Source organism: Vibrio sp. SCSIO 43137 (genome assembly GCF_028201475.1).
In the GTDB taxonomy this organism is placed as follows: Bacteria; Pseudomonadota; Gammaproteobacteria; order Enterobacterales; family Vibrionaceae; genus Vibrio.
Map to the genome: position 1 here is coordinate 2684920 of NZ_CP116383.1, position 25006 is coordinate 2709925.

At 45.6% G+C, this 25006-nt stretch carries 20 protein-coding genes, 2 tRNA genes and 1 pseudogene; 4 read left to right on the plus strand and 19 right to left on the minus strand.

Going from position 1 to position 25006, the window contains the following annotated elements; genetic code table 11:
- Positions 1-106: 106 nt before the first annotated feature.
- The 15 genes and pseudogenes from nlpI to PK654_RS12640 all read right to left on the minus strand — a co-directional run bounded on the left by nlpI (position 107) and on the right by PK654_RS12640 (position 16087).
- Positions 107-991 (minus strand): lipoprotein NlpI, encoded by an 885-nt coding sequence (gene nlpI / locus PK654_RS12570; protein WP_271696117.1) that lies wholly within the window; start codon positions 989-991, stop codon positions 107-109.
- A 103-nt stretch (positions 992-1094) separates the two neighbouring features.
- Entirely contained in the window at positions 1095-3212 is a 2118-nt protein-coding gene (gene pnp / locus PK654_RS12575; RefSeq protein ID WP_271696118.1) for a polyribonucleotide nucleotidyltransferase, read from the minus strand.
- 360 nt (positions 3213-3572) lie between these two features.
- Positions 3573-3842: a 30S ribosomal protein S15 gene (rpsO, locus tag PK654_RS12580; protein WP_271696119.1), complete on the minus strand. Its 270-nt coding sequence runs from the start codon at positions 3840-3842 to the stop codon at positions 3573-3575.
- A 133-nt stretch (positions 3843-3975) separates the two neighbouring features.
- The gene (truB, locus tag PK654_RS12585) at positions 3976-4920 is read right to left on the minus strand and encodes a tRNA pseudouridine(55) synthase TruB (protein ID WP_271696120.1); all 945 of its coding nucleotides are present in this window, start codon (positions 4918-4920) and stop codon (positions 3976-3978) included.
- Positions 4920-5315 (minus strand): 30S ribosome-binding factor RbfA, encoded by a 396-nt coding sequence (gene rbfA / locus PK654_RS12590; protein ID WP_271696121.1) that lies wholly within the window; start codon positions 5313-5315, stop codon positions 4920-4922. The genes truB and rbfA overlap by 1 nt, the downstream gene beginning before the upstream one ends.
- Before the next feature lie 101 nt (positions 5316-5416).
- A complete protein-coding gene (infB, locus tag PK654_RS12595) occupies positions 5417-8116 on the minus strand; it encodes a translation initiation factor IF-2 (protein ID WP_271696122.1) in 2700 nt (899 codons plus the stop codon).
- Between the two features lie 21 nt (positions 8117-8137).
- The gene (gene nusA, locus PK654_RS12600) at positions 8138-9625 is read right to left on the minus strand and encodes a transcription termination factor NusA (protein WP_271696123.1); all 1488 of its coding nucleotides are present in this window, start codon (positions 9623-9625) and stop codon (positions 8138-8140) included.
- A gap of 20 nt (positions 9626-9645) precedes the next feature.
- On the minus strand, positions 9646-10101 hold the full coding sequence (gene rimP, locus PK654_RS12605; protein ID WP_271696124.1) for a ribosome maturation factor RimP: 456 nt from the start codon (positions 10099-10101) through the stop codon (positions 9646-9648).
- A 233-nt stretch (positions 10102-10334) separates the two neighbouring features.
- Positions 10335-10411: transfer RNA gene (locus PK654_RS12610), tRNA-Met, on the minus strand.
- Between the two features lie 86 nt (positions 10412-10497).
- Positions 10498-10582, minus strand: a tRNA-Leu gene (locus tag PK654_RS12615).
- 20 nt (positions 10583-10602) lie between these two features.
- Positions 10603-10944 carry a preprotein translocase subunit SecG gene (gene secG / locus PK654_RS12620; RefSeq protein ID WP_271696125.1) on the minus strand — a complete coding sequence of 114 codons (342 nt, stop codon included), beginning with the start codon at positions 10942-10944 and terminating at the stop codon, positions 10603-10605.
- A 229-nt stretch (positions 10945-11173) separates the two neighbouring features.
- Positions 11174-12511: a phosphoglucosamine mutase gene (glmM, locus tag PK654_RS12625; protein ID WP_271696126.1), complete on the minus strand. Its 1338-nt coding sequence runs from the start codon at positions 12509-12511 to the stop codon at positions 11174-11176.
- 16 nt (positions 12512-12527) lie between these two features.
- A complete protein-coding gene (gene folP / locus PK654_RS12630; protein WP_271696127.1) occupies positions 12528-13358 on the minus strand; it encodes a dihydropteroate synthase in 831 nt (276 codons plus the stop codon).
- 54 nt (positions 13359-13412) lie between these two features.
- Positions 13413-15401: an ATP-dependent zinc metalloprotease FtsH gene (gene ftsH, locus PK654_RS12635; protein WP_271696128.1), complete on the minus strand. Its 1989-nt coding sequence runs from the start codon at positions 15399-15401 to the stop codon at positions 13413-13415.
- A gap of 134 nt (positions 15402-15535) precedes the next feature.
- A pseudogene (locus tag PK654_RS12640) lies at positions 15536-16087 on the minus strand (SAM-dependent methyltransferase).
- A 174-nt stretch (positions 16088-16261) separates the two neighbouring features.
- Here PK654_RS12640 and yhbY point away from each other — a divergent pair.
- The gene (gene yhbY / locus PK654_RS12645) at positions 16262-16558 is read left to right on the plus strand and encodes a ribosome assembly RNA-binding protein YhbY (RefSeq protein WP_271696129.1); all 297 of its coding nucleotides are present in this window, start codon (positions 16262-16264) and stop codon (positions 16556-16558) included.
- A gap of 91 nt (positions 16559-16649) precedes the next feature.
- On the opposite strand, the gene greA is transcribed toward yhbY, so the two are convergent.
- Complete coding sequence (greA, locus tag PK654_RS12650) at positions 16650-17123, minus strand: transcription elongation factor GreA (RefSeq protein ID WP_271696130.1); 474 nt, start codon at positions 17121-17123, stop codon at positions 16650-16652.
- A 296-nt stretch (positions 17124-17419) separates the two neighbouring features.
- Here greA and dacB point away from each other — a divergent pair, with 296 nt between their 5' ends.
- Positions 17420-18865: a serine-type D-Ala-D-Ala carboxypeptidase gene (gene dacB, locus PK654_RS12655; protein ID WP_271696131.1), complete on the plus strand. Its 1446-nt coding sequence runs from the start codon at positions 17420-17422 to the stop codon at positions 18863-18865.
- Here dacB and PK654_RS12660 read toward each other — a convergent pair.
- On the minus strand, positions 18828-19214 hold the full coding sequence (locus PK654_RS12660; protein WP_271696132.1) for a hypothetical protein: 387 nt from the start codon (positions 19212-19214) through the stop codon (positions 18828-18830). The two genes, dacB and PK654_RS12660, sit on opposite strands and share 38 nt — an antisense overlap.
- 414 nt (positions 19215-19628) lie before the next feature.
- On the opposite strand from PK654_RS12660, the gene PK654_RS12665 reads away from it, so the two are divergent.
- Complete coding sequence (locus tag PK654_RS12665; protein WP_271696133.1) at positions 19629-20951, plus strand: IS4 family transposase; 1323 nt, start codon at positions 19629-19631, stop codon at positions 20949-20951.
- A 49-nt stretch (positions 20952-21000) separates the two neighbouring features.
- On the opposite strand, the gene tyrS is transcribed toward PK654_RS12665, so the two are convergent.
- Complete coding sequence (tyrS, locus tag PK654_RS12670; RefSeq protein WP_271696134.1) at positions 21001-22188, minus strand: tyrosine--tRNA ligase; 1188 nt, start codon at positions 22186-22188, stop codon at positions 21001-21003.
- A 126-nt stretch (positions 22189-22314) separates the two neighbouring features.
- On the opposite strand from tyrS, the gene PK654_RS12675 reads away from it, so the two are divergent.
- Positions 22315-23601 carry a peptidoglycan DD-metalloendopeptidase family protein gene (locus tag PK654_RS12675; RefSeq protein WP_271696135.1) on the plus strand — a complete coding sequence of 429 codons (1287 nt, stop codon included), beginning with the start codon at positions 22315-22317 and terminating at the stop codon, positions 23599-23601.
- A gap of 223 nt (positions 23602-23824) precedes the next feature.
- Here the strand turns inward: PK654_RS12675 and tyrA are convergent, their stop codons facing one another.
- On the minus strand, positions 23825-24952 hold the full coding sequence (gene tyrA, locus PK654_RS12680; RefSeq protein ID WP_271696136.1) for a bifunctional chorismate mutase/prephenate dehydrogenase: 1128 nt from the start codon (positions 24950-24952) through the stop codon (positions 23825-23827).
- Positions 24953-25006: the final 54 nt, after the last annotated feature.

Genomic DNA, 25006 nt, shown 5'->3' on the forward strand with positions numbered 1-25006 from the left:
CACCATTTAGTTAGCATGGCTAACCATTTTAGTATTTTACAAAATAAGATCAATAAAAAACGCCGGAGAATTCATCCGGCGTTTTTTATCAATCACTTAAAGCAAACTACTTCGCCTTACGCTTCTCTCTTTCACGTCTTATTTCTGACTGAACTTTGCTCAACTCAAGAAAAGCATAACGGTGTTCTACATAATCATAAATATTAAAAGCGATAGCAAGATTATAAAATGATTCCGCTTCCCGGAGTTTCCCTTCAAGTTGATAACGTTTAGCTAAATAAAAATAAGCTTCCGTCAGACGTTGAGCGATAACAAGCCTGTCAGGACTACTTTTAAAAATATTGTTAAATAACTCAGGTTCAGAAATATCTTCCAACATCGCAGCAACTAATACCCAACCCCATTCATCGCTACGCTCTTTATAGTTCTTCTCCAGCTTAGCTCTAGCCTTCTCTTGATTACCCTCAAATTCAATAATATATAGCCATAATGAACGAAAAGGGTCTTCAGGATTATCGCTATAGTGCTTTGTTATCTCTTCCAACGCTAGCTCCAGTCTTCCTCCATAATATAAAGCTATGGCCTGGTTGCGCTCCGCGTACTGATTATCAGGGTCAAGTTCTAAAGTTGAGTTAAATGCTTCATATGCTGCATCATAGTTTCGCTTCCCGGTGAAATAGACCCCAAGCATATTAAATATTTCTGGTTGTGCCGGGTTAAGGCTCAACGAATAGTTGAAATCGAGTCTTGCTAAATCCCTAAGTCCCAAAGAATCGTAGTGAATCCCGCGTTCATAGAACATTTTAGCTCTTACATCATCAGTCAGATCCTGTCTGCTCAGCAGTTGACTCAAACGAGCAATTTGGAACTCTTGCTGGTCATTAGCTTGTAGCGGCGTGACCATTGGAGGAGCATAAGGCTCATACTTATTAATTACACAACCAGATAAAAATAACGGAATACTCAGGGCTGCAAATTTCAACCATCTCACTGAAAACTTTCTCCTCTGTCCCTACGAAAAAGGGGAACATCACTGTTCCCCTTTATAACATGCTTTACGGCAAATTAGCCAGAAAAGCGACCAGAAGCCAATATTACTCAGCTGCCGGAGCGTCTTCTGCCGGTTTTTCTACCGCTTCTTTCATGCTTAGGCGTACACGACCCTGACGGTCGATTTCAAGAACCTTAACTTTAACTTCCTGACCAACTTCAAGGTGATCAGCCACTTTCTCAATACGCTTGTCAGCGATTTGAGAGATGTGTACCAGACCATCTTTACCAGGAAGAATAGTAACGAAGGCACCGAAGTCAGCCAGACGGGCAACTTTACCAGTGTAGATAGCGCCAACTTCAACTTCAGCAGTAAGCTCTTTAATGCGGTTAATAGCATCCTGAGCCTGCTCGCCAGATGTTGCAGCAATCTTGATTGTACCGTCATCTTCGATTTCGATTGTAGTACCAGTCTCTTCAGTCAGAGAACGGATTACCGCGCCACCTTTACCGATAACGTCTTTGATCTTCTCAGCGTTGATCTTCATAGTGTGAATGCGTGGAGCAAACTCAGAGATATCCTCACGGGCACCAGAGATAGCTTCATCCATTACAGAAAGGATGTGCTTACGTGCACCTTGCGCCTGGTTCAGGGCAATTTGCATGATCTCTTTAGTGATACCTTCAATCTTGATATCCATCTGAAGTGCAGTGATACCGTCATTAGTACCTGCTACTTTAAAGTCCATGTCACCAAGGTGGTCTTCATCACCCAGGATGTCAGAAAGAACAACGAAATCGTCGCCTTCTTTAACAAGGCCCATTGCGATACCCGCAACAGAAGCTTTGATTGGCACACCTGCGTCCATAAGAGCCAGAGAAGTACCACATACAGAAGCCATTGAAGAAGAACCGTTAGATTCTGTGATTTCTGATACTACACGTACTGTGTACGGGAACTCATCTACAGATGGCATTACTGCTGCAATACCACGCTTAGCCAGTTTACCGTGGCCGATTTCACGACGCTTAGGAGAACCAACAAAACCAGTTTCACCTACACAGTATGGAGGGAAGTTGTAGTGTAGCAGGAAGTGATCTTTACGCTCACCAGTCAGCTCATCAATGATTTGAGCGTCACGCTGTGTACCCAGAGTAGCCGTTACGATTGCCTGAGTTTCACCACGGGTGAACAGAGCAGAACCGTGAGTACGCGGAAGAACGCCAGTACGTACGTCCAGCGCACGAACCATGTCTTTCTCACGACCATCAATACGCGGGTTACCAGCGATGATGCTGCGACGTACAACTGTCTTCTCCAGATCGTGGAAGATAGTGTGGATTTCTTTAGTGTTTGCTTCTGGATCTTCAGCAAGCAGCACTTCATTTACTTCCGCAGCAATCTCGTGGATACGGTCGTAACGAGCCATTTTTTCAGTAATTTGGTAAGCTTCTACCAGCTTAGCTTCTGCCAGTTCAGCAATCTTAGTAACAAGAGCCGTGTTCTCTTCAGGAGCAACCCAATCCCATGCAGGAGTAGCAACTTCAGCGGCAAACTCATTGATTGCAGAGATAACAACTTGCTGCTGATCGTGACCGAATACTACTGCAGAAAGCATCTCTTCTTCAGTCAGGTTGTCTGCTTCAGATTCAACCATAAGAACCGCGCCTTCAGTACCGGCAACAACAAGATCAAGCTTAGAAGTTTCCAGCTCAGTGTTGCTTGGGTTCAGTACCAGCTGACCATCGATATGACCAACACGTGCAGCACCGATAGGACCATTGAACGGGATACCAGAGATAGCAAGAGCAGCAGAAGTACCGATCATTGTTACAATGTCTGGCTGAACGTCAGGGTTTACAGACATAACTGTCGCAATAACCTGAACTTCGTTTTTGAATGAATCCGGGAATAGCGGACGAATCGGACGGTCGATCAGACGAGCCGTTAGCGTTTCACCTTCAGAAGGACGACCTTCACGCTTGAAGAAACCACCCGGGATTTTACCTGCAGCGTAAGTACGCTCTTGGTAGTTTACTGTCAGAGGGAAGAAATCCTGACCTTCTACCGCTTCTTTTTTACCAACTACAGATACGAATACCGCAGTATCGTCCATAGTTACCATAACTGCTGAAGTAGCCTGACGTGCAATAACACCAGTTTCTAGAGTAACGGTATGGTTACCGTATTTAAATGTTTTTACGACTGGATTCGCGAACATTATATTTCCTTATTTCAAAGCTTTAGCTTCGACATTGAGTGAATAACTCAAAGTAATACTCATCGCGACTAGTACAAACTGACTCACACTGGCTAATGCCAACATCCAGAATGCAACTTGTAATAGTCGCGACCAAGTGGCCGACATCTGTGACAGTATTACTAAAAGTTGGATAGTTATTTGACCATCTGCCAGACAGGCAGAAATAATCGTTGCGTAGTATAAACCAGATAGCGCTGACTTTGCTATCTGATGGCGGCTATTTAACGGAAAATTCTCATATTTTGCCTGTTGAAAGCCACTCTTTTGTTACCGGCATTAAAAAAGGGAGCCTAAGCTCCCTTTTTCTACAAACTGATCTTAGCGACGTAGGCCCAGACGTTTGATTAGGTCTTGGTAACGCTCAAGGTTTTTACCTTTCAGGTAATCCAGAAGCTTACGACGACGTGAAACCATACGTAGAAGACCGCGACGGCTGTGGTGGTCTTGTTTGTGGTTTGCAAAGTGACCTTGAAGGTGGTTGATAGAAGCAGTCAGTAGAGCTACTTGTACTTCTGGTGAACCTGTATCGCCTTCGCTTTGTGCGTATTCAGCAACGATTGCTGCTTTTGTTTCTGCATTCAGAGACATAATTCTCTCCTAATAAGAGTAAGTTAAACACTGTGCCAGCCAATCTCTGATTCAGCCGACACGAGGAGCGCGAATATTACGAGGTTCGCGCTTAAAAATCAAGGAAAATAGCCATGCTATTTACCCCTCAGGATCAATCGCGGAAAACCACCAGACGTTTAGGTGCCACTTTTCCGTCATCGTCGATTTCACCAACACCGATAAAGGTCTTCTCTTCGCCGGAGGTCATACGGACAACACCTTCTGCCGGAGCACCAAACACCTGTACCGGCTGACCGTGCAGAATCATATCTGCCAGATCAGGAATCATGTTCACTTCTGGCAAATCCTGTACAGCGGAGTCCATTGGCATCAGCAGAGGATCAAGCAGTTCACGGGGAGCAATATCCTGTTCTCTTGCCTGTTCCAGTAGTGCTTCCAGCTGCTCAAGCGTTACCATCTGCTCATAAGGGTAGTTAGATACCCCGGTACGGCGCAGATAAGTCACATGAGCACCACAACCCAGCATCTCACCCAGATCATCTACAATAGTGCGGATATAGGTTCCTTTTGAACAGTGAACCTCCATCTCCACTTCTACGCCTTCAAAGCGCAGCAGCTCGATGCTATATACGGTGATCTTGCGTGATTCTCTCGACACTTCGATACCTTCACGGGCATACTCATACAGAGGTTTTCCCTGATATTTCAGTGCAGAATACATGGACGGAATTTGATCCGTTTCACCACGGAACTTGGCAATACAGCGCTCAAGCTGACCACGGTCAACCTTAACCGGGCGTGTTTCTACCACTTCTCCGTCAGAATCGGATGTGTTAGTACGCTCGCCCAGCTTTGCAATCACTCGATAACGCTTATCGGAATCAAGCAGGAACTGGGAAAACTTAGTCGCCTCACCAAAACAGAGAGGTAACATACCTGTTGCCAGAGGGTCTAAAGCACCTGTGTGGCCTGCTTTCTCAGCAAAGTAGATTCTCTTTACCTTCTGCAGGGCATCATTAGAGGTAATACCCGTTGGCTTATCCAGCAGGATCACTCCGTCTACCGGACGACCCTTACGACGACCTCTGCGACCCATTACTCTTCATCCTCACGACCGGACTCTTTTGCTCTGCGCTTATCATCGCTGATCACTTCACTAACCAGATTGGACATACGCATACCTTCAACAAGGGTATTGTCGTAAGTAAAACGAACTTCTGGTGTCAGTCTCAGGCGGATACGCTTGCCGAGAATCATGCGGATATGAGCTTCATGCTCTTTTAATGCAGCAAGGCTGGACTCAGGAGTCTGCTCACCAACACATAAAAAAGTCACGAATACTTTGGCATAGGCAAGATCGCGGGAAACCTCAACATCGGAGATGGTTACCATACCGATTCGTGAGTCTCTCACTTCACGTTGTAAAATTAGCGCCAGCTCTTTCTGTAACTGCTGTGACACACGTTGTGTGCGGCTAAATTCTTTTGACATTTCTTTTCTCACTATAGAAAGAATGGGGGACGTTCTGTCCCCCATGGTGTATTTAACAACCTATTACCGACTAAAAAGTCAGATAATGTCAGCTATACCCGTTAGTCAAGTGTGCGCTTAACTTCAACGGTTTCAAATACTTCAATCTGGTCACCAACACGTACATCGTTGTAGTTCTTCACACCGATACCACATTCGTAACCGTTCTTAACTTCCTGAACGTCATCTTTAAAGCGACGAAGTGACTCTAGCTCACCTTCGTAAATAACAACGTTATCACGCAGTACGCGGATTGGGTTGCTACGCTTGATCAAACCTTCAGTAACCATACAACCGGCAATTGCACCCAGTTTCGGAGACTTAAAGACATCACGTACTTCTGCAAGACCGATGATTTCTTGTCTGAACTCAGGAGCCAGCATACCGCCCATTGCTTGTTTCACTTCATCAATCAGCTGATAGATGATTGAGTAGTAACGCAGGTCAAGGTTTTCGGTTTCGATAGTACGACGTGCTGAAGCATCAGCACGCACGTTAAAGCCAAGGATGATAGCGTTAGAAGCAGCGGCAAGTACTGCATCTGTTTCAGTAATACCACCCACACCAGAACCAACAACACTTACTTTAACTTCATCAGTTGATAGCTTGTGTAGTGAATCTGTAATCGCTTCAACAGAACCCTGTACGTCTGCTTTAAGAACTACGTTCAGTTCAGCAACTTCACCTGCTTCCATGTTAGAGAACATGTTTTCAAGTTTCGCTTTCTGCTGACGAGCCAGCTTAACTTCACGGAATTTACCCTGACGGTAGTTTGCAACTTCACGCGCTTTACGCTCATCACGAACAACCGTTGCTTCATCACCTGAAGCAGGAACACCTGAAAGACCAATAATCTCAACAGGGATAGAAGGACCAGCAGCAGTGATCTCTTTACCATTCTCATCGCGCATTGCACGAACACGGCCATACTCCTGACCACAAAGAAGGATATCACCCTTGTTCAGAGTGCCTGACTGAACCAGTACAGTTGCAACAGGACCACGACCTTTATCAAGACGGGATTCAACAACCACACCAGACGCCATACCATCAGCAACAGCAGTCAGTTCAAGAACTTCTGACTGAAGCAGGATAGTTTCAAGCAGGCCTTCAATGTTAGTACCTTGCTTAGCAGAGATGTGAACAAACATGTTCTCACCGCCCCACTCTTCAGGGATGACATCGTACTGAGCAAGCTCGTTCTTAACGTTGTCAGGGTTAGCACCCTCTTTATCGATCTTGTTCACAGCAACAATCAGAGGCACCTCAGCCGCTTTCGCGTGCTGGATTGCTTCGATAGTCTGTGGCATCACGCCATCATCAGCTGCAACAACAAGAACAACGATATCCGTCGCCTGAGCACCACGAGCACGCATTGCAGTAAATGCTGCGTGTCCCGGAGTATCAAGGAAGGTGATCATGCCGTTTTCAGTTTCTACGTGGTAAGCACCGATGTGCTGGGTAATACCACCGGCTTCACCTGAAGCAACGTGTGCTTTACGGATATAGTCAAGAGTCGATGTTTTACCGTGGTCAACGTGACCCATGATGGTAACAACTGGTGCACGTGGCACTGCTTCAGTCGTGTTGTCACGATCAGACAGTACCGCTTCTTCCAGTTCGTTCTCCTTACGAAGAATAACTTTGTGGCCCATCTCTTCAGCAACCAGCTGTGCGGTTTCCTGATCAATAACCTGATTGATAGTCGCCATTGCACCCATCTTCATCATAGTCTTGATCACTTCAGTGCCTTTTACAGACATCTTGTTAGCAAGCTCAGAAACAACGATAGTCTCGCCAATTACAACATCTTGTTTTGCAACCGTTGCTGACTTATCAAAGCCGTGCTGCATTGACGTTGGTTTAGCAAGTTTACCCTTGTTGCGGCCTTTACCACGTTGGTTACGTCCGCCACGAGCCGGAGCATCGTTTTTATCGTTAGCGGCTTTCTTCTTGCGCTTACGACGACCTGTATCGGCTTTCGCATCGGCTTCATCTTCAGCTTCACGAGCATAAGAAGAGGTCGTTACGTGGTAGTCAGAAGACTCTTCACGTTCCTTTTTCTTCTTCTCTTCTTCGCTCCAGCGAGCTTCGTTCTCTTCAGCAAGCTTACGCGCTTCTTCTACTAGTTTAGCGGCTTCTTCTTCTGCCTTGCGTTTCGCCTCTTCTTCCTGGCGACGCTTCAGCTCTTCCGCTTCATTCTTAGCAGCTTCTTGCTTAGCTTTTTCTTTTGGATCAGTCATTTGTTCTGCTTTTGATTGAGCTTCACGTTTTGCTTTTTCTTCAGCTTCACGCTTGGCTTTTTCTTGGGCTTCACGCTTGGCTTTCTCTTCAGCTTCACGTTTCGCTTTCTCTTCAGCTTCGCGTTTTGCTTTCTCTTCAGCCTCACGCTTCGTTGCTTCTTCAGCTTCGCGTTTCGCTGCTTCTTCAGCTTCACGCTTCGCTTCTTCATCAATGGCGCTACGTTTTACATACGTACGTTTTTTGCGCACTTCAACCTGTACATTTTTGCTCTTACCGCCGCTCGCTGCAACACTTAATGTGCTGCGGGTCTTGCGCTGAAGAGTCAGACGGGTTGGCTGCGCTTCGCCTGAAGTATCACCATGTTCTTTTTTCAGGTGAGTGAGAAGCTGCTGCTTCTCTTCATCAGAAACATTGTCTTTGCTGGTTTTCTTCATGCCAGCATCAGCAAGTTGTTCTAACAAGCGTTCAACCGGTGTTCCGATCTCTTCACTCAGTGCTTTAACTGTAAGTTGCGTCATTCCGCTACCTCCTTGCTGATATTATTCTTCTTCACTAAACCAACAGATATTACGAGCAGCCATGATCAGCTCACCTGCACGCTCTTCTGTAAGTCCATCGATGCCTTCTAAGTCATCAATACCCTGGTCTGCTAAATCTTCTAGTGTTGCAACACCTTTCGCTGCCAGTTTGAACGCCATTTCACGCTCAAGACCTTCAAGACCAAGCAGATCTTCAGCCGGCTCAAGGCCTTCAAATGACTCTTCCTGAGCAAGAGCAAGCGTAGTAAGTGCATCTTTAGCACGTCCGCGAAGCTCTTCAACGATCTCTTCATTCAGGCCGTCAACTTCAAGCAGTTCACTCACTGGTACGTAAGCTACTTCTTCCAGTGTTGAGAAACCTTCTTCAACCAGAAGCTCTGCAAAGTCCTGCTCAATATCAAGGTACTTCATAAAGTTCTCGATAGAGGCAACAGACTCTTCCTGATGCTTCTTCTCAAGCTCTTCAACAGTCATTACGTTCAGTTCCCAGCCAGTAAGCTGAGAAGCAAGGCGTACGTTCTGACCGCTACGGCCGATTGCTTGTGCCAGGTTATCCGCTTCAACTGCGATATCCATTGAGTGTGCATCTTCATCAACAATGATTGAAGCCACATCTGCAGGAGCCATTGCGTTAATAACGAATTGTGCCGGGTTATCGTCCCAAAGAACGATATCAATACGCTCGCCACCAAGCTCACCAGAAACAGCCTGAACACGGGCACCGCGCATACCTACACATGCACCTACAGGATCAATACGACGATCATTAGTTTTCACTGCAATTTTTGCGCGAGAACCTGGATCACGTGCTGCACCTTTCAGCTCAATCAGCTCTTCAGCAATTTCCGGCACTTCAATGCGGAACAGTTCAGTCAGCATTTCAGGCTTAGAGCGGGTAACAAACAACTGGAAACCACGCGCTTCAGGGCGAACGGCATATAGCAGACCACGTACACGGTCACCCGGACGGAAGTTTTCACGAGGAAGTTGGTCATCACGCATGATAACCGCTTCTGCGTTGTTACCCAGATCCAGAATAATCGACTCACGGTTTACTTTCTTAACTGCACCAGTTACCAGCTCACCTTCGTTGTCGATAAATTGCTCAACGATTTGAGCACGCTCTGCTTCACGAACCTTCTGTACAATCACCTGCTTAGCAGTCTGAGTAGTAATACGGTCGAAAGTAACAGATTCGATTTCATCTTCAATAAAACCACCAACTTCAATGGTTTCATCTTCGTATTGTGCCGCTTCAAGAGAGATCTCTTTCGTCGGGTTTTCAACTTCTTCTACTGCCATCCAACGACGGAAAGTTTCGAAGTTACCTGTTTTACGGTCAATCTCAACACGAACTTCAATTTCCATTTCGTGTTTTTTCTTAGTCGCCGTTGCCAGTGCAATTTCTAACGCTTCAAAAATTCGCTCACGAGGTACAGCTTTCTCGTTAGAAACGGCCTCTACCACAGCCAAAATTTCTCTGTTCATTAATCTAGCCTCTTAAGACTTTAAAATTTAGGGATCAGGTTAGCTTTTGAAATATTGCTCAATGCAAATTCTTCATTTTGTCCATCTACAGTAACAACTATGTTCTCGCCTTCTGTCGAGTGAATAACGCCTTTCCACTTACGGCGGTTACCCATAGCCATTTTCAGAACAATGCTCACCTCGTGACCAATAAACTGCTGATAGTGCTCAGTTTTAAAAAGTGGTCGTTCCAGACCTGGTGAAGAAACTTCCAAGTTGTAAGCAACAGAAATCGGGTCTTCTACGTCTAGTACAGCGCTCACCTGATGGCTAACTTCTGCACAATCATCTACGTTAATACCGTTTTCACTGTCAATATATATACGCAGAGTTGAGTGTTCGCCTGCGCGAATAAACTCTAATCCAACTAGTTCATATCCTGCTGCTTCAACTGGTGACTCCAGCATTTCAGTTAGTTGTCTTTCTAAACCAGTCATTTAACCACTCCAGAAACAAAAAAAGGGCTCAGAGCCCAATCTAAATTCCAAGCATTTACCTGAAATTTGTGTAAAAACAAAAATCAGATAATAAAAAACCCCGATAGTCGGGGTTTTTTATTGCTGGACCCTGATATACCAAATAACCGCTGGCGGTTACTTAGCTCATAGTTAATGCGACTCTGTAAATCAACATTAGCTATGATAACTTGCAAATCAGACTCATCGAGTATTGGTTGCGGGGGCCGGATTTGAACCGACGACCTTCGGGTTATGAGCCCGACGAGCTACCAAGCTGCTCCACCCCGCGTCCGACTGCCGAGCATTATACGCTCAACAGATTGATTTACAAGTTGCCATCAATCTATAGTTCATATTTCTATTAATATAAATTAATGGTGCCGAGAGAGGGACTTGAACCCTCACACCCTAAGGCACTAGCACCTCATGCTAGCGTGTCTACCAATTTCACCATCTCGGCATATAAAGCGTTATTTCGCTTTACTGAGGAATTTCGCTGCCTTCTTCAGCAGGAACTTCGCTCGGTACTTCTGTAACTTGTTCTTGTACGACAGCTTCACCATTAGTTGGATCCACCCATACAGATTCGGTTTTATGCGTTGCAAGGTTACCGAAAATCAAAGCTACAGCGAAAAATACTGTTGCACAAATTGCAGTCATTCGGGTTAAAAAGTTACCTGAGCCACTAGCACCAAACACTGTGTTTGAAGCACCAGCTCCGAATGAGGCTCCCATGTCTGCGCCTTTACCTTGTTGAATCAACACTAAGCCAATTAAACCGGCGGCTGCTAACAGGTAAATCACAAGTAGAATGGTTGTCATTTTTCCACCTATGTTCTAATTCATTTTGTTGCTGTCACTGAAAGTCAGAGACAAACCAACGACCTCCAGTATCGAAGGCCGAGCAATCTTATAGGAATGCCTTGGTAGTGACAAGCAAAAAAACGCGAATTATATAAAAATCAGTTTAATCGGTTATTTATACAACAACCTCAAAAACAAATGGTTTAAAGCAGAAACGAACCAGCGGCTGTTTCTGCTTTCACACTCATTAGCAGCTTGCTTTAACTGCTTCGGCAATATCAAGGGCTGAGCTCTGTACAAGCTGTGCATCTTCCCCTTCAACCATTACCCGTAACAGAGGTTCAGTGCCTGATTTTCTCAGCAGTACACGACCCTTTTCGCCAAGCTTCTGCTCCACTTCTTTTACTGCAGCTTTTACCGCTTCAGCTTCCAGCGGGTTCGAATCACCGGCAAAACGGACATTTTCCAGCACCTGTGGATAAAGGGTCATCCCTTCCGCCAGCTCTTTCAGGCTCATTTCACTGCCGACAACAGAAGCCAACACCTGAAGGGCTGCAACAATGGCATCACCAGTAGTTACTTTATCCAGCAAGATAACGTGGCCTGAGTTCTCAGCACCGATACGCCACTCTCTTTCAAGTAGCTGTTCCATAACATAACGGTCACCAACAGCAGCACGAACAAAGGGAATACCAAGCTGTTTAAGGCCGTTTTCCATTCCCAGGTTGGTCATAAGAGTACCGACAACACCACCTTTCAGCTCTCCGCGACGCAAGGCATCACGGGCAATAATATAGGCAATCTGGTCACCATCGACTTTGTTTCCTTCATGGTCAACCATAATAATACGGTCACCATCGCCATCAAACGCCAGACCCAGATCCGCTTCTTCCTGCACCACACGGGCTTGCAGTGCTTTAACGTCTGTTGCGCCAACACCGGCATTAATATTGGTACCATTTGGCTCAACGCCCATGGCCACAATATCAGCGCCTAGCTCTTTAAACACTGAAGGAGCAATGTGGTAGGTTGCACCATTAGCACAATCAACAACAATTTTTAGCCCGGCAAGGCTAAGCTCTTTAGGGAAGGTACTTTTACAGAATTCAATATAGCGACCTGCGGCATCATCCAGACGAGTCGCTTTACCCAGCTCAGCTGATTCAACACAGACAAGCTCTTTTTCCAGTTCTGCCTCAATGGCCAGCTCGACTTCATCAGGTAGCTTGGTTCCCTCAGAAGAGAAAAACTTAATACCGTTGTCGTAATACGGATTGTGCGAAGCTGAGATAACAATACCGGCTTCTGCCCGGAAAGTTTGTGTCAGATAGGCAATGGCCGGAGTCGGCATTGGTCCGGTTAGTGTGGCATTTAATCCGGCGGCAGCTAAACCCGCTTCCAGAGCTGATTCAAGCATATAACCCGAAATACGTGGGTCTTTACCAATAATGACATGCCTGGTGCCCTGCTTTGCCAATACGCGACCAGCCGCCCAGCCCAGTTTAAGAATAAAGTCCGGTGTAATAGGAAACTGTCCGACTTTTCCGCGTACACCATCGGTTCCAAAATAGCGTCTTTCCGACATAAATAAATCCTGCTTATTATTTTTTGTTGCCCAATGAGCTGACAATGTTCATAGCATCAAGAGTTTCCTCAAAATCATGAACACGTACGATATGAGCGCCTTTCATGGCAGCGATAGTAGCACAAGCAATGCTTCCCGCCACACATTGATCAGGCTTCTTGTGCAGCACATTAAAAATCATAGATTTTCTCGACATACCTGCGAGCAGAGGCAACTGAAATTTATGAAAGTAATCGAACTGGTCAAGTAACTGGTAGTTGTCAGCTAATGTTTTCCCGAAACCAAAGCCGGGATCCAGAATAATCTTTTCCCGCTCAATACCTGCTTCTACACAAGCATCAATTCTTTGCTGAAGGAACTGTTCCACATCGGACAACAGGTGATCATATTGAGGGTCATTTTGCATATTGTCCGGCTGTCCCTGCATATGCATTATGCAGACAGGAACATGGTATCGGGCAACAATATCCAGCGCACCCGGCTCCGACAGAGCGCGTACATCGTTGACAATATCGGCTCCGGCTTCAATGGCCTGCTTCATCACTTCAGCTTTGCTGGTATCGATGGAAATCCAGATATCATGCTTTTCCCGTATCGCCTTAATAACGGGAATAGTACGCTTTAGCTCTTCTTCAAGGGAAACTTCCGGTGCACCCGGGCGGGTTGATTCACCACCAATATCAATAATGCTGACACCGGCACTGACCATTTTATCTGCCTGAACCAGCGCTGCTTCAATAGAGTTGTAACGCCCGCCATCAGAAAAAGAATCCGGAGTCACATTAAGGATTGCCATTACCAGCGGACGATCCAGTGGCAGGCTTTTCTGTTTAGATTTTAAAATCATAGTGATATAAAAAGACCCCAGCAAGCTGAGGTCTGATAGTTATTTTATGGATGATTATTTAGCATCGCTGTCTTTAGATTCAGCTTCAGTCTGCTCTTCAGCTTTTGCTTCTGGCTTTTGTTCCGCTTTCGCTTCAGCTTTGTCAGCATCCTTTTGCTGGGCAGCACTCTGGAGGGCAGCTTTTGCTTCAGCACGAGACTTTTCGACTTTCGCTTCTGCATCAGCAGTCCAGCCCTGAGGCTCACGAATCTCTTCTTTGCGATCCATCAGATCATCTATCTGACCGGCATCAATGGTTTCGTATCTCATCAACGCATCTTTCATGGAGTGCATAATATCCATGTTGTCTTCAAGAATCTTCTTAGCACGATCGTAGTTACGGTCGATAATCTTTCTGATCTCATCATCGATCAGTTTCGCTGTGTCATCAGACATGTGCTTAGTCTGAGTTACACTTCTTCCTAAGAATACTTCGCCCTCTTCTTCAGCATAAAGCAGAGGACCCAGCTTCTCAGAGAAGCCCCACTGAGTAACCATTTTACGGGCGATATCTGTTGCACGCTCGATATCGTTAGATGCACCGGTTGAAACCTTATCAGCACCATAAATGATCTCTTCCGCCAGACGACCACCGTACAAGCTGGAAATCATTGACTCCAGATGCTGACGGGACATACTGATTCTGTCTTGTTCAGGCAGGTACATAGTCACACCAAGGGCACGGCCACGTGGAATAATAGACACCTTATAAACAGGATCATGCTCAGGTACCAGGCGACCAACAATGGCGTGACCAGCTTCGTGGTATGCCGTTGACTCTTTGGTATCTTCTGACATCACCATTGAGCGACGTTCTGCACCCATCATGATCTTGTCTTTTGCCAGCTCAAACTCAACCATTGAAACATTGCGCTTGTTACCGCGGGCAGCAAACAGGGCAGCTTCGTTAACCAGGTTAGCCAGATCCGCACCAGAGAACCCAGGAGTACCACGGGCAATCAGTGATGGTTCAACATCACCATCCAGAGGTACTTTACGCATATGAACTTTAAGAATCTGTTCACGACCACGTACATCCGGCAGTCCGACAACAACCTGACGGTCAAAACGACCCGGGCGAAGCAGTGCCGGGTCAAGAACGTCCGGACGGTTAGTTGCGGCGATAACGATAATACCTTCGTTACCTTCGAAACCATCCATCTCTACCAGCATCTGGTTTAGGGTTTGTTCACGTTCATCGTGACCGCCACCTACACCAGCACCACGCTGACGACCTACCGCATCAATTTCATCGATAAAGATAATACAAGGAGCGGCTTTCTTAGCTTGTTCGAACATGTCACGTACACGGGATGCACCGACACCAACAAACATTTCAACAAAGTCAGAACCTGAGATAGTGAAGAATGGTACTTTCGCCTCACCAGCTATTGCTTTAGCCAGAAGGGTTTTACCTGTACCCGGAGGACCAACCATCAGAACACCGGTAGGAATTTTACCACCCAGTTTCTGGAAACGGCTTGGATCACGCAGGTAATCAACCAGCTCTTTCACATCTTCTTTTGCTTCGTCACAGCCTGCAACGTCTGCAAAAGTGGTTTTGATCTGCTCTTCGCTCATCATGCGGGCTTTGCTCTTACCAAAGGACATCGCTCCTTTGCCGCCACCGCCCTGCATCTGGCGCATAAAGAAAATCCACACACCAATCAACAGAATCATAGGGAACCATGAAATAAAGATGGTACCCAGCAGGCTCTGCTCTTCCGGTGGTGAACCCTGAACCTTCACATTTTGATTGATCAGGTCATCGAGTAGTTTAACGTCATAAAACGGCATATACGTCACATAACGAGTGTTATCACGACGATAGAACACGATTTCCTTATCGTTAAATTGCGCTTCCCGAATCTGGCCTTGGCCAACTTCCTGTACAAATGTGGTGTAATCAACAGTTCTGCCGTTACTTTCTCCAGGTCCGAAACTCTGGAATACCGACATCAAGACAACAGCGATTACCAGCCACAGAATTAAATTTTTTGCCATGTCACTCAAGGTGTCAGCCTCTCGATAACTAATTGTAATTAAAAGGTAGAGTACTACAGTTTATTCTTTGTAGCCACAATGTAATAGTAGCCTTTATCTCCGGTTACAACGATATAAATTTCTTTGTATCATGCTCAGGATGAATCGGGCTTTGTTATGCTTACGACTTTAACAGGTCGCGTACATCTTTCACGTATTGATCAAAACCTTCCCTTGGGAAAATTTTAACCTCAAAACTACCATTGGCAGCAAGAGCTTGTCGATACATATCCAACGCAGGCTCTACTAAATAGATAGCTCCTGGTTGGTCAACAAACAAGTTTCCCGCCATATTAGTTGCCATATCAGACTGATTTTTCTCTGATAGTGCATCTATAACTGCATCTTGGTGAAAGTCTCCCTGAAGGAAACTGACGCCGGAAATGGAGTCCATTGGTAATAACTTTACAGGCTCCTGTCCTTTATCTCCGGCAACCTGAGTTGCCTATTGAGACCCGTCACCGGCTCAGCGTCCAAATCAACAACTGATAAATCCGGCTTTAAAAACTCATCTTTTATTGAATTTCTCCAATCTAAAAGATAGCACGGGAACGATAGCCTGTTTTCTCAGCTTCGTTGACATGCTTATCAGCGAAGTGTTCATTTAACCAGCGCCCCGGGCCTGCAGACTATTTTTGTTTACTCACTTTAATCCTAGTAGATGATGATAATTCATCGTATAAAGTACGGTAGAAAATATAGTCTTCGTGATTAGATGGCGTTAAAATAGCGTTTTTCAACCCTGAAGACGGTATATCTTTTAAAAATTATCCTGTTGATAGATAATACCCTCCAACTTAACAGATATAACTGGCCGCGTAATGAAACTAAGCACCAAACAAAAACAGCACCTGAAAGGCCTGGCACACAGCTTAAAACCTGTTGTACTTATGGGCGCAAACGGATTAACAGAGGCTGTATTAGCGGAAATTGAGATTGCTCTTGATCACCACGAACTTATCAAAATCAAGGTTGCCTCTGAAGACAGAGAAACTAAGCAGCTGATTATTGATGCTATCGTGCGCGAAACAGAGGCAGAGAAAGTTCAGACCATTGGTAAAGTACTGGTACTTTATCGTCAGTCTGAGCAGCGTAAGATTGAAATCCCTAGAAAATAGCAGGGTTTAGCTAATAAAAAAGACCACAATTTGTGGTCTTTTTTTGCTTATGAAATCCGGTTGATATAACCGGAACCATGAGAAAGCTGAATTAGATATACTCAACCTTATCAATTTCGTAATCTTTATCGCCACCCGGAGTGGTAATAACCACTTCATCGCCTTCCATTTTACCGATCAGGCCACGGGCAATTGGTGAACTAACGGAAATACGTCCCGCTTTGATATCGGCTTCATCATCACCAACAATCTGATAGGTTGACTCAGCATCATCGTCCATATCGATCAAGGTTACTGTGGTACCAAAGATGATCTTGCCGGTGTTTTCCATCTTAGTTACATCAATAACCTGAGCAACGGACAGCTTGTACTCAATATCTCTGATCTGCGCTTCGCAAATACCCTGCTCTTCACGGGCGGCATGATATTCAGCGTTCTCTTTAAGGTCGCCCAGCTCACGAGCCTCAGCGATAGCTTCAGAAATCTGAGGGCGTCGTTTTAATAGTACTTCTAAATCGTCACGCAGCTTCTGCTCACCGCGGACAGTCATTGGAACTTTTTCCATGATTTCAAACCTCTGTATCCAAATGGCATTTGGACAATACAAACCCGCTCAAACTGATGCCTGAGTGGGGAAATAGCTAACGGATAATTAGCGGCTAGTGTAAACAAAGATTCATCCCGGGTCACCCTTAATCACAATTTGCCATGTAAAAATGTCGTACTTACAAAGATTATTGATCGAAATATGAGACCAGAATTGCATTTATACATTCGATGAAAACAGGCGCTTTCATACTCTGGATTGAGTATACTGGTGGTTAATTTCAGCAATCAGAACTTAATCTCCTCAGGCTTACTATGCGACATGCACTGACACTTTTTCTGACCATTTTTTCTGCCACAGCCTTTAGTTATACCCCCTTGGACTACCTGCCTCAGGGAAGCAGAGTCGGCTTAGAAATCGCTACGGTTTCAGGCCAGCCGTTAGCCCTGAACTCAGAGCAGCTATTTCCGCCGGCCAGTACCCTGAAATTGGTCACCGCCCTTGCAGCAAAGATTGAGCTGGGAGATACCTTTCGCTTTACCACTGAAATACAACAGAAACACAACGACCTGATTATTCAGTTTTCCGGCGACCCTACCCTGACCACCCATCACCTTGAAGATCTGATTATGGCAGCGAAAGCGAAAGGGGTTTCTGAAGTGAAAGGAGACATCCTTCTCAACAACCAGATTTTCAGCGGTTATGAGAGAGGTGTTGGCTGGCCATGGGATATTTTAGGCGTCTGCTATAGTGCACCAGCCAGTGCCATTACGCTGGATAAAAACTGTGTTCAGGCCTCTATCTATACAAACAGCGACGGTTCTACCCGGGTACATGTTCCTGCCCATCAACCTATATCAGTGGAGAGTAAGGCCATCACTGTCTCTGAAACAGAGCAGAAAGAGAGACAATGTGATTTAGAGCTGACCACCTCAGACAATAACCGTTACCAACTTTCAGGCTGTCTGAAAAAACGTAACAAACCATTGCCACTGAAGTTTGCCGTTCAGCACACGGACGCCTATGCGGCTCAGGTAATTAGGCGGCTACTGGCAAAACATGCCATCAAGTTCAACGGCACGATTAAAGCCTCAACTCAATCAAGAGGTATTCTCTTAAGCAAGCATCAGTCTGCGCCACTTCCGCAATTACTGGAAACCATGTTACAGAAGTCGGATAACCTGATTGCCGACAATCTGACTAAAACGTTAGGGCAACGATTTTTTGTTCAGCCAGGCAGTTTTAATAACGGTACAGAGGCAATTAAACAGATTATCTATAGCCGCACCGGCATTGATCTTAATGATGCACAGTTAGCAGACGGTTCCGGTTTATCGCGTAACAACCGTATGACCGCAGCCGATATGAACCAGATTTTAAGATATATCTGGCGAAACGACTCAGAACTTCAGATGCTAAAACTACTGCCGACTGCGGGGGAAAGCGGTACGCTGAAATACAGAAGAAGTATGCGAAAGGCGCCGGTTAAAGGGCATGTTATCGCTAAAAGCGGCTCACTTTATGGCAGCTATAATATGGCGGGTTACACCCTGAATAGTAAGGGTGAACCGCAAGCCAGCTTTGTCCAGTTTGTCACTGATTATTACCCACCCGAAAGAGATGACGAAATAAAGGTTACTCCGCCGATATTTTTGTTTGAACAGGCCTTCTATCAAGACCTGATCAAACTGGGCTCCGGGCAGGAAGCACCAGAACTAACCCTTAAAAAAATAGCCCGGCAACTGTTTCATATTGAGTAACAAACAGCGCTGACAACAACAATGAGCAGAGCACACTCAAACCCAGTTGCTGCCAGCTAAACGAACCACTTGCCAAAGGCCGGCTTGATAGCTCATCTGACAGAACAAAGCCGAGAAGCTTTGTAAATTGCTTTGCCCGTTGTTCAAAGCCATTTTTACTCATCTGCCCCAGCAGATACTGAACATAGCTGACAGAACAATTTGACAGTATTCCCACTGCCTCATCTTCAGGCATCACTGTCAGCAGATGAACTTGCTGCTCCTCTTCATATTGAAGAAAAGCATTGGTTGCAGCGCCTATCTCATCAACAGAGTAAGGGCGTGCTGGTCGAATAAATGTATTGCTCATTACCGTCATGGCAAATCTCCCGATTAGCAATTGGTAACGACCATCAGACAAAATAAGCTGAGCAGGCTTAACCCACGCATCTATTTCGTAGCTGTAGTATTAAAGAGTGGAGAAAAAAGAGAAGAATTTAATAATAAAAACTCCTACCCGAAGCGGCAGGAGCGGAGTACGCCAATACCAGACGGGCTATTTTTCTCCCTTTATACTAGGAGGATGGTCGGTATTGTTCATATAAATCTCCAAAATTACTGCGACTTGCAGCGGCGCTATTCTAGCCTCTTGCAGATAGATTTGCACGTAAAAAAAGAGCACCCTAAGGTGTAATGCTGATCAGTTAAGAAATTTAATAGATCAGTTGAACGATCCTTAAAAGGCTTCAAAATCCGGTATCAAGTAATTGATGCCGGATTTTTTATGTCTATTCAGTCCCTCCTTGATACAACTATTTCCTCTGTAAAAGAGCTCACTTCATTAGACAAGTTGAACTCACTACTCTCTCCTGAGTTGCTTGCACAAGCATTTGAAAAAGCGGGGGTTGCAACTGTACGCAAACGTCGCTTGCCATTGGAGGCTGTGGTTTGGTCAGTTGTAGGAATGGGTTTATTCCGACAAGAATCCGTCTGGGATATAGCCAGTAAACTTGATGTATCTTTGCCTGGAAAACGTCATTTAGTTGCACCAAGCGCATTAGTTCAAGCCCGGCAGAGGCTAGGTGTGGAAGCCATGCAGGAAACATTTCAGGCTCTGGCTGCTCATCACTTTAATAAGCAAAAGTTTGAAGTGTGGCGTGGACTTAACCTGCTTGCAGTGGACGGTGTCGTTTTTCGTACCCATGACAATGCCGAAAACCGGGACTTCTTCGGCTCCGATAGCAATAAACAAGGGGAAAACAGTTACCCTCAGGTGCGCATGTGCTGCTTGATGGAGCTATCAAGTCATCTGCTTTTGGACAGTGCCTTCGATGCCAGAAAGATTGGCGAAATGACTCTTGCCGAAAGGCTGATTGAACACGCACCTGATTACTCACTAACCCTATTTGACAGAGGTTACTATTCACTTGGCCTGTTAAATAGCTGGTCTCAGGCGGGAACAGAAAGGCACTGGATGATACCGGCTAAAAAGGACCTTGTTTACACTGAAGTGCATAAACTCGGAAAAAGAGACAGGCTGGTATCAATCAAAACATCTCCTCAGGCACGAAAAAAGTTCTCTGACTTAAATGAAGAATTAATCGTAAGATTAACAAGTTATACCATTGATGGTCAGGAGTATCGTGTTTTAAGCTCGCTGACAGATCCGCTGAAATATCAATATAACGAGCTGGTAGAGCTTTACCAACAGCGTTGGGAAATTGAGCTTGGCTATCGAGAAATAAAACAAACCCTTTTATTGTCTGCCCACACACTAAGAAGTCGAAAGCCAGACATGGTTCGGCAAGAGCTATGGGGAGTACTTGTTGCCTACAATTTGGTTCGTATAGCGATGATCGAAGCTGCTTCAGGCATGGATGATGTTAATCCAAATAGGTTAAGTTTCTCTCACTGCGCGAGACATGTAATGGTTTATCTAACTACTATACCGATCAGTAGTCCGGGTAACCTTCCGAAGCACTATGCTACGCTTCTGGAAACGTTAAGAATGTTTGAATTGCCAGACAAGGTACCAGATAGAAAGTATCCTCGAGTGATGAGGAAAAAACCTAAAAAGTACCCTTACAAAAAATGCCAGTCAGCTTAACTGACTGGCATTACACCCTAAGGTGCTCTTTTTATTAAAAATAATCAGCTTACTTTACCGTTACACGGGCAAACTTACGCTTACCAACCTGATATACCGCCGTTCCTGCTTCAGGAACCAGTTTGGTATCTTCAATCTTAGCGCCGTCTATCTTAGCTGCGCCCTGACGAATCATACGCATAGCATCAGAGGTAGAGTTAACCAGACCCGCTTCTTTCAGCAGATTCCCGATAGCAATACCCGCTTCAAAATCAAACTCAGGCATTTCATCCGGAATGGCACCTTTCTGGAAGCGGTTAATAAACTCCTGCTCCGCAGCATCGGCGTCAGCTTCACTGTGGAAACGGGCAATAATTTCTTTCGCCAGCAGAATCTTAATATCGCGAGGGTTTTTGCCTTCAGCCACATCACTCTTAAATTGAGCAATCTCTTCCAACGGGCGGAATGACAGCAGCTCGTAGTAGCTCCACATCAAATCATCGGAGATAGACATGATCTTACCAAACATCTCACCCGGAGCTTCGCTTACACCAATGTAGTTGTGAGCTGATTTGGACATCTTCTTCTCACCGTCCAGACCAACCAGAAGAGGCATCATAAGCACACACTGTGGCTTCTGGCCGTTGGCTTTCTGCAGTTCACGGCCCATCAGCAGGTTAAACTTCTGGTCGGTACCGCCAAGTTCTACGTCTGTTTCCATAGCAACTGAGTCATAGCCCTGAAGCAGAGGATACATAAATTCGTGAATGGCGATTGGCTGGCCACCTGTATAGCGCTTTTTAAAGTCGTCACGCTCAAGCATACGGGCAACAGTCTGGTTTGCAGCCAGACGGATCATACCTTCGGCACCAAGCTCTGACAGCCACTCAGAGTTAAACTGAATTTTTGTCTTTGCCGGATCAAGAATTTTAAATACCTGCTGCTTATAGGTTTCAGCATTAGCCAGAACGTCTTCACGGGTCAGCGGCGGACGAGTGGTGTTTTTACCTGTCGGGTCACCTACCATGCCGGTAAAATCACCAATCAGGAAAGTGACCTCATGCCCCAGTTCCTGAAACTGACGAAGTTTGTTCAGGATTACAGTATGGCCAAGGTGGATATCCGGTGCAGTTGGATCGGCACCCAGTTTAATGCGAAGAGGACGCCCCTCTTTCAGCTTTTCAATCAGTTCTTCTTCAGGAATAAGCTCTTCCACACCGCGCTTAATTTCAGCCAGTGCTGCTTCAATACTCGCCATTTCTGTTTACTCCCACGAATTTGGCAAAAAAATATATCCGCACATCTTACTTGAATAGCTATGTATTTTGAAACCAGTTAGACTCTCGTATTGAATTTTTTCACTATTATTTAGCTAAGATTGATCATGCTTTCGACTTTTTTGCGTCTTCCGCTTATTCACCGTGCACTTATCGTCCTGATTTCAGCATTTATTACCATAGTGCTGTTTCTGCCGGACAGTGAAGACCTGACCAAAGATCAGTCCACATTAACGGTCGGCCAGAGCTACCCGCTGGCCATCAACTTTGAGTCTCTTGATATCAGCCGCTCGGCCCTTCCTGAAGCTGTGATTCGCTGGGAAAAATACACGGTCGGACAAGGTGAGAGTGCGGCGCTGTTATTTAGCCGTATCGGACTCAGTGCCCGCTTATTGCATAACCTGATTAGCAGCGACAAAGAAATCAATAAACAACTGACCCGGCTGAAGGTGGGGGAAGAGCTGATGTTTGGTTTCGACGACGAGCATCAGTTACTGCAGATTAAAAGAGAGATTTCCCCGGTAGAGACTCTGCGCATTTATAAATCCGATGACAGCTATAAAGCAGAGTTTGATAAAAAGACAGTCAATATTCAGTACGACTACACCGAAGCCACTATCACTTCTAACTTCTGGAATGCGGCTATTTCTGCCGGACTAACACCGAACCAGATTATGGAGCTGGCCGGCATCTTTGGCTGGGATATCGACTTTGCCCTGGATATCCGCTCCGGTGACAACTTCAAAGTACTTTATGAAGAGAAAGTGGTTGAAGGTGAAGTGACCGGCAGAGGTAAAATTATTGCCGCTATCTTTACCAATCAGGGTGACACCTTTAAAGCCATTCTGGATGATAAAACCGGTAATTACTACGATGAAAACGGCCGGGCAATGAAGAAAGCATTTCTTCGTTCCCCTATCGATTTCCGCCGGGTTACCTCAAACTTTAACCCGCGCAGACGCCACCCGGTAACCGGTAAAGTTGTTGCTCACCGAGGCACTGACTATGCTGCACCGGTAGGCACACCTATCTGGGCTGCTGGTGACGGTGTGGTAGAGAAGTCCAGTTACAATAAGTACAACGGTAACTATGTGTTTATCCGCCACAGCAATACTTACATCACTAAGTATCTGCATATGAAGAAGCGACGGGTAAAAACCGGCCAGAGAGTGAAGCAGGGGCAAACAGTGGGCACATTAGGTGGTACCGGACGTGTTACCGGCCCTCACCTGCACTATGAATTTCTGGTCAATGGTGTTCACAAGAACCCGAGAACGGTAAAACTTCCACAATCGAAGTCACTTAAGGGTAAAGATAAGCAGACCTTTATGGCCAATGCTGAGAAAAGGCTGGCTAAGTTAGAGAAGTACGGCAAGCTGCTATATTCCGATTAAACTGTTACTGCTAAATATAAGTCTCTTAGGCAGATATCGAACACAAACATGCATAAACCCGTCCATGGGGCTCCGCCGCGACATCCTTGTCGCGGAGGGTTTGTTTATCGATATCTGCCCCATAACAGAAGCTGTCGTACCATCAAGATCAGCTATAGCGAAAACTTAAAGGCCCCGCAATTGCGGAGCCTTCTGTTTATTTCAACTTATATCGCACCAGCTATCAGCCACGATGAATAGCGTCATTAGCCTGTTTTAATAGGTTCTGACTCTCAGTCATAAACTGCTGCGAGTAATCGCCAAACCATTCACTGACCACATTAAAGCTCTCGACAAACGCTTGTTTATCATGGCCTTCTAGTACCTTGATAGCTTCGCCGAAACAGTGGTGGAAGCGCTTTATCATGGCAATATTCTGCTCTGACGACAGGATGATATCACCATAGAGATTCGGATCCTGAGCAAACAGTCGTCCTACCATGGCCAGCTCAAGGCGGTAAATTGGTGAACTCAGTTGTAGCAACTTGTCGATATCCGGATTCTCTCTGCTCAGGTGAAGACCATAAGCGTATGAGGTAAAGTGTCGCAGCGCCTGAATTAGTGTCATGCCGTGATCATGCTCTTTTGCATCAATAGCACTCAGGCTTGCACCCCAGATAACAAACTGATCCAACAACCACTGATACGCTTCACTTCCGCGACCGTCACTGTAAACAATTACCTGCTTAGCCAGGCTGGGAACATCGGGACCAAACATAGGATGCAGACCAACCACAGGGCCACTATGTACCTGAAGCATACGCTCCAGCGGCTTAGATTTAACTGAGGTGAGATCGCATAAAATACAGTCTTCCGGAAGTGATGATAGTTTATCAATCACACCTTCCGTAAGGTGAATAGGCACTGTTACTACCACCAGACCCGCATCGTTTAGCAGCTCATCAGCCCGTTCCCAGTCTCTGCTTCCTAAAATGCGTACCTGATAGCCTGACAGTTGAAACATTCTGGCAAACAGACCACCTAGCTGACCGTGGCCGCCGACAATAACAATTGGGCGAAGCTCTGGCTTAAGGCACTTAAATCCGGAATCATTTTCACTGGCGTAAGATTCCCTCATAGTGCGGCGCAGAATATCCTCAATAAGTTGAGGCGGCACGCCGCGGTTTTCAGCCTCATCTCTGCGCGAGGCCAGCATAGCAGCCTCACGATCCGGAGCATAAATAGGCAGACCATGCTCGCTTTTTACTTCACCCACTTTTTCTACTAATGACAGACGCTGTGCCAGCAGGTCTATCATCTGTTTATCTACAGCATCAATCTGATCCCGCAGTTCATTTAATTCCACAGCCATCCAGGTTGCCTTATGTCAGGTTAAATGATCGGTTTTAAACCTATCATATCCGCT

Bases quoted from the DNA above. Each gene is read 5' to 3' on its own strand.
- yhbY (WP_271696129.1), top strand. From the start codon at position 16,262: ATGAAACTAAGCACCAAACAAAAACAGCACCTGAAAGGCCTGGCACAC.
- truB (WP_271696120.1), bottom strand. From the start codon at position 4,920: ATGGGTCGCAGAGGTCGTCGTAAGGGTCGTCCGGTAGACGGAGTGATC.
- dacB (WP_271696131.1), top strand. From the start codon at position 17,420: ATGCGACATGCACTGACACTTTTTCTGACCATTTTTTCTGCCACAGCC.
- tyrS (WP_271696134.1), bottom strand. From the start codon at position 22,188: ATGGCGAGTATTGAAGCAGCACTGGCTGAAATTAAGCGCGGTGTGGAA.
- ftsH (WP_271696128.1), bottom strand. From the start codon at position 15,401: ATGGCAAAAAATTTAATTCTGTGGCTGGTAATCGCTGTTGTCTTGATG.
- greA (WP_271696130.1), bottom strand. From the start codon at position 17,123: ATGGAAAAAGTTCCAATGACTGTCCGCGGTGAGCAGAAGCTGCGTGAC.
- glmM (WP_271696126.1), bottom strand. From the start codon at position 12,511: ATGTCGGAAAGACGCTATTTTGGAACCGATGGTGTACGCGGAAAAGTC.
- secG (WP_271696125.1), bottom strand. From the start codon at position 10,944: ATGACAACCATTCTACTTGTGATTTACCTGTTAGCAGCCGCCGGTTTA.
- rbfA (WP_271696121.1), bottom strand. From the start codon at position 5,315: ATGTCAAAAGAATTTAGCCGCACACAACGTGTGTCACAGCAGTTACAG.
- pnp (WP_271696118.1), bottom strand. From the start codon at position 3,212: ATGTTCGCGAATCCAGTCGTAAAAACATTTAAATACGGTAACCATACC.
- PK654_RS12660 (WP_271696132.1), bottom strand. From the start codon at position 19,214: ATGAGCAATACATTTATTCGACCAGCACGCCCTTACTCTGTTGATGAG.
- rimP (WP_271696124.1), bottom strand. From the start codon at position 10,101: ATGACTGGTTTAGAAAGACAACTAACTGAAATGCTGGAGTCACCAGTT.
- PK654_RS12665 (WP_271696133.1), top strand. From the start codon at position 19,629: ATGTCTATTCAGTCCCTCCTTGATACAACTATTTCCTCTGTAAAAGAG.
- PK654_RS12675 (WP_271696135.1), top strand. From the start codon at position 22,315: ATGCTTTCGACTTTTTTGCGTCTTCCGCTTATTCACCGTGCACTTATC.
- tyrA (WP_271696136.1), bottom strand. From the start codon at position 24,952: ATGGCTGTGGAATTAAATGAACTGCGGGATCAGATTGATGCTGTAGAT.
- rpsO (WP_271696119.1), bottom strand. From the start codon at position 3,842: ATGTCTCTGAATGCAGAAACAAAAGCAGCAATCGTTGCTGAATACGCA.
- infB (WP_271696122.1), bottom strand. From the start codon at position 8,116: ATGACGCAACTTACAGTTAAAGCACTGAGTGAAGAGATCGGAACACCG.
- nusA (WP_271696123.1), bottom strand. From the start codon at position 9,625: ATGAACAGAGAAATTTTGGCTGTGGTAGAGGCCGTTTCTAACGAGAAA.
- folP (WP_271696127.1), bottom strand. From the start codon at position 13,358: ATGATTTTAAAATCTAAACAGAAAAGCCTGCCACTGGATCGTCCGCTG.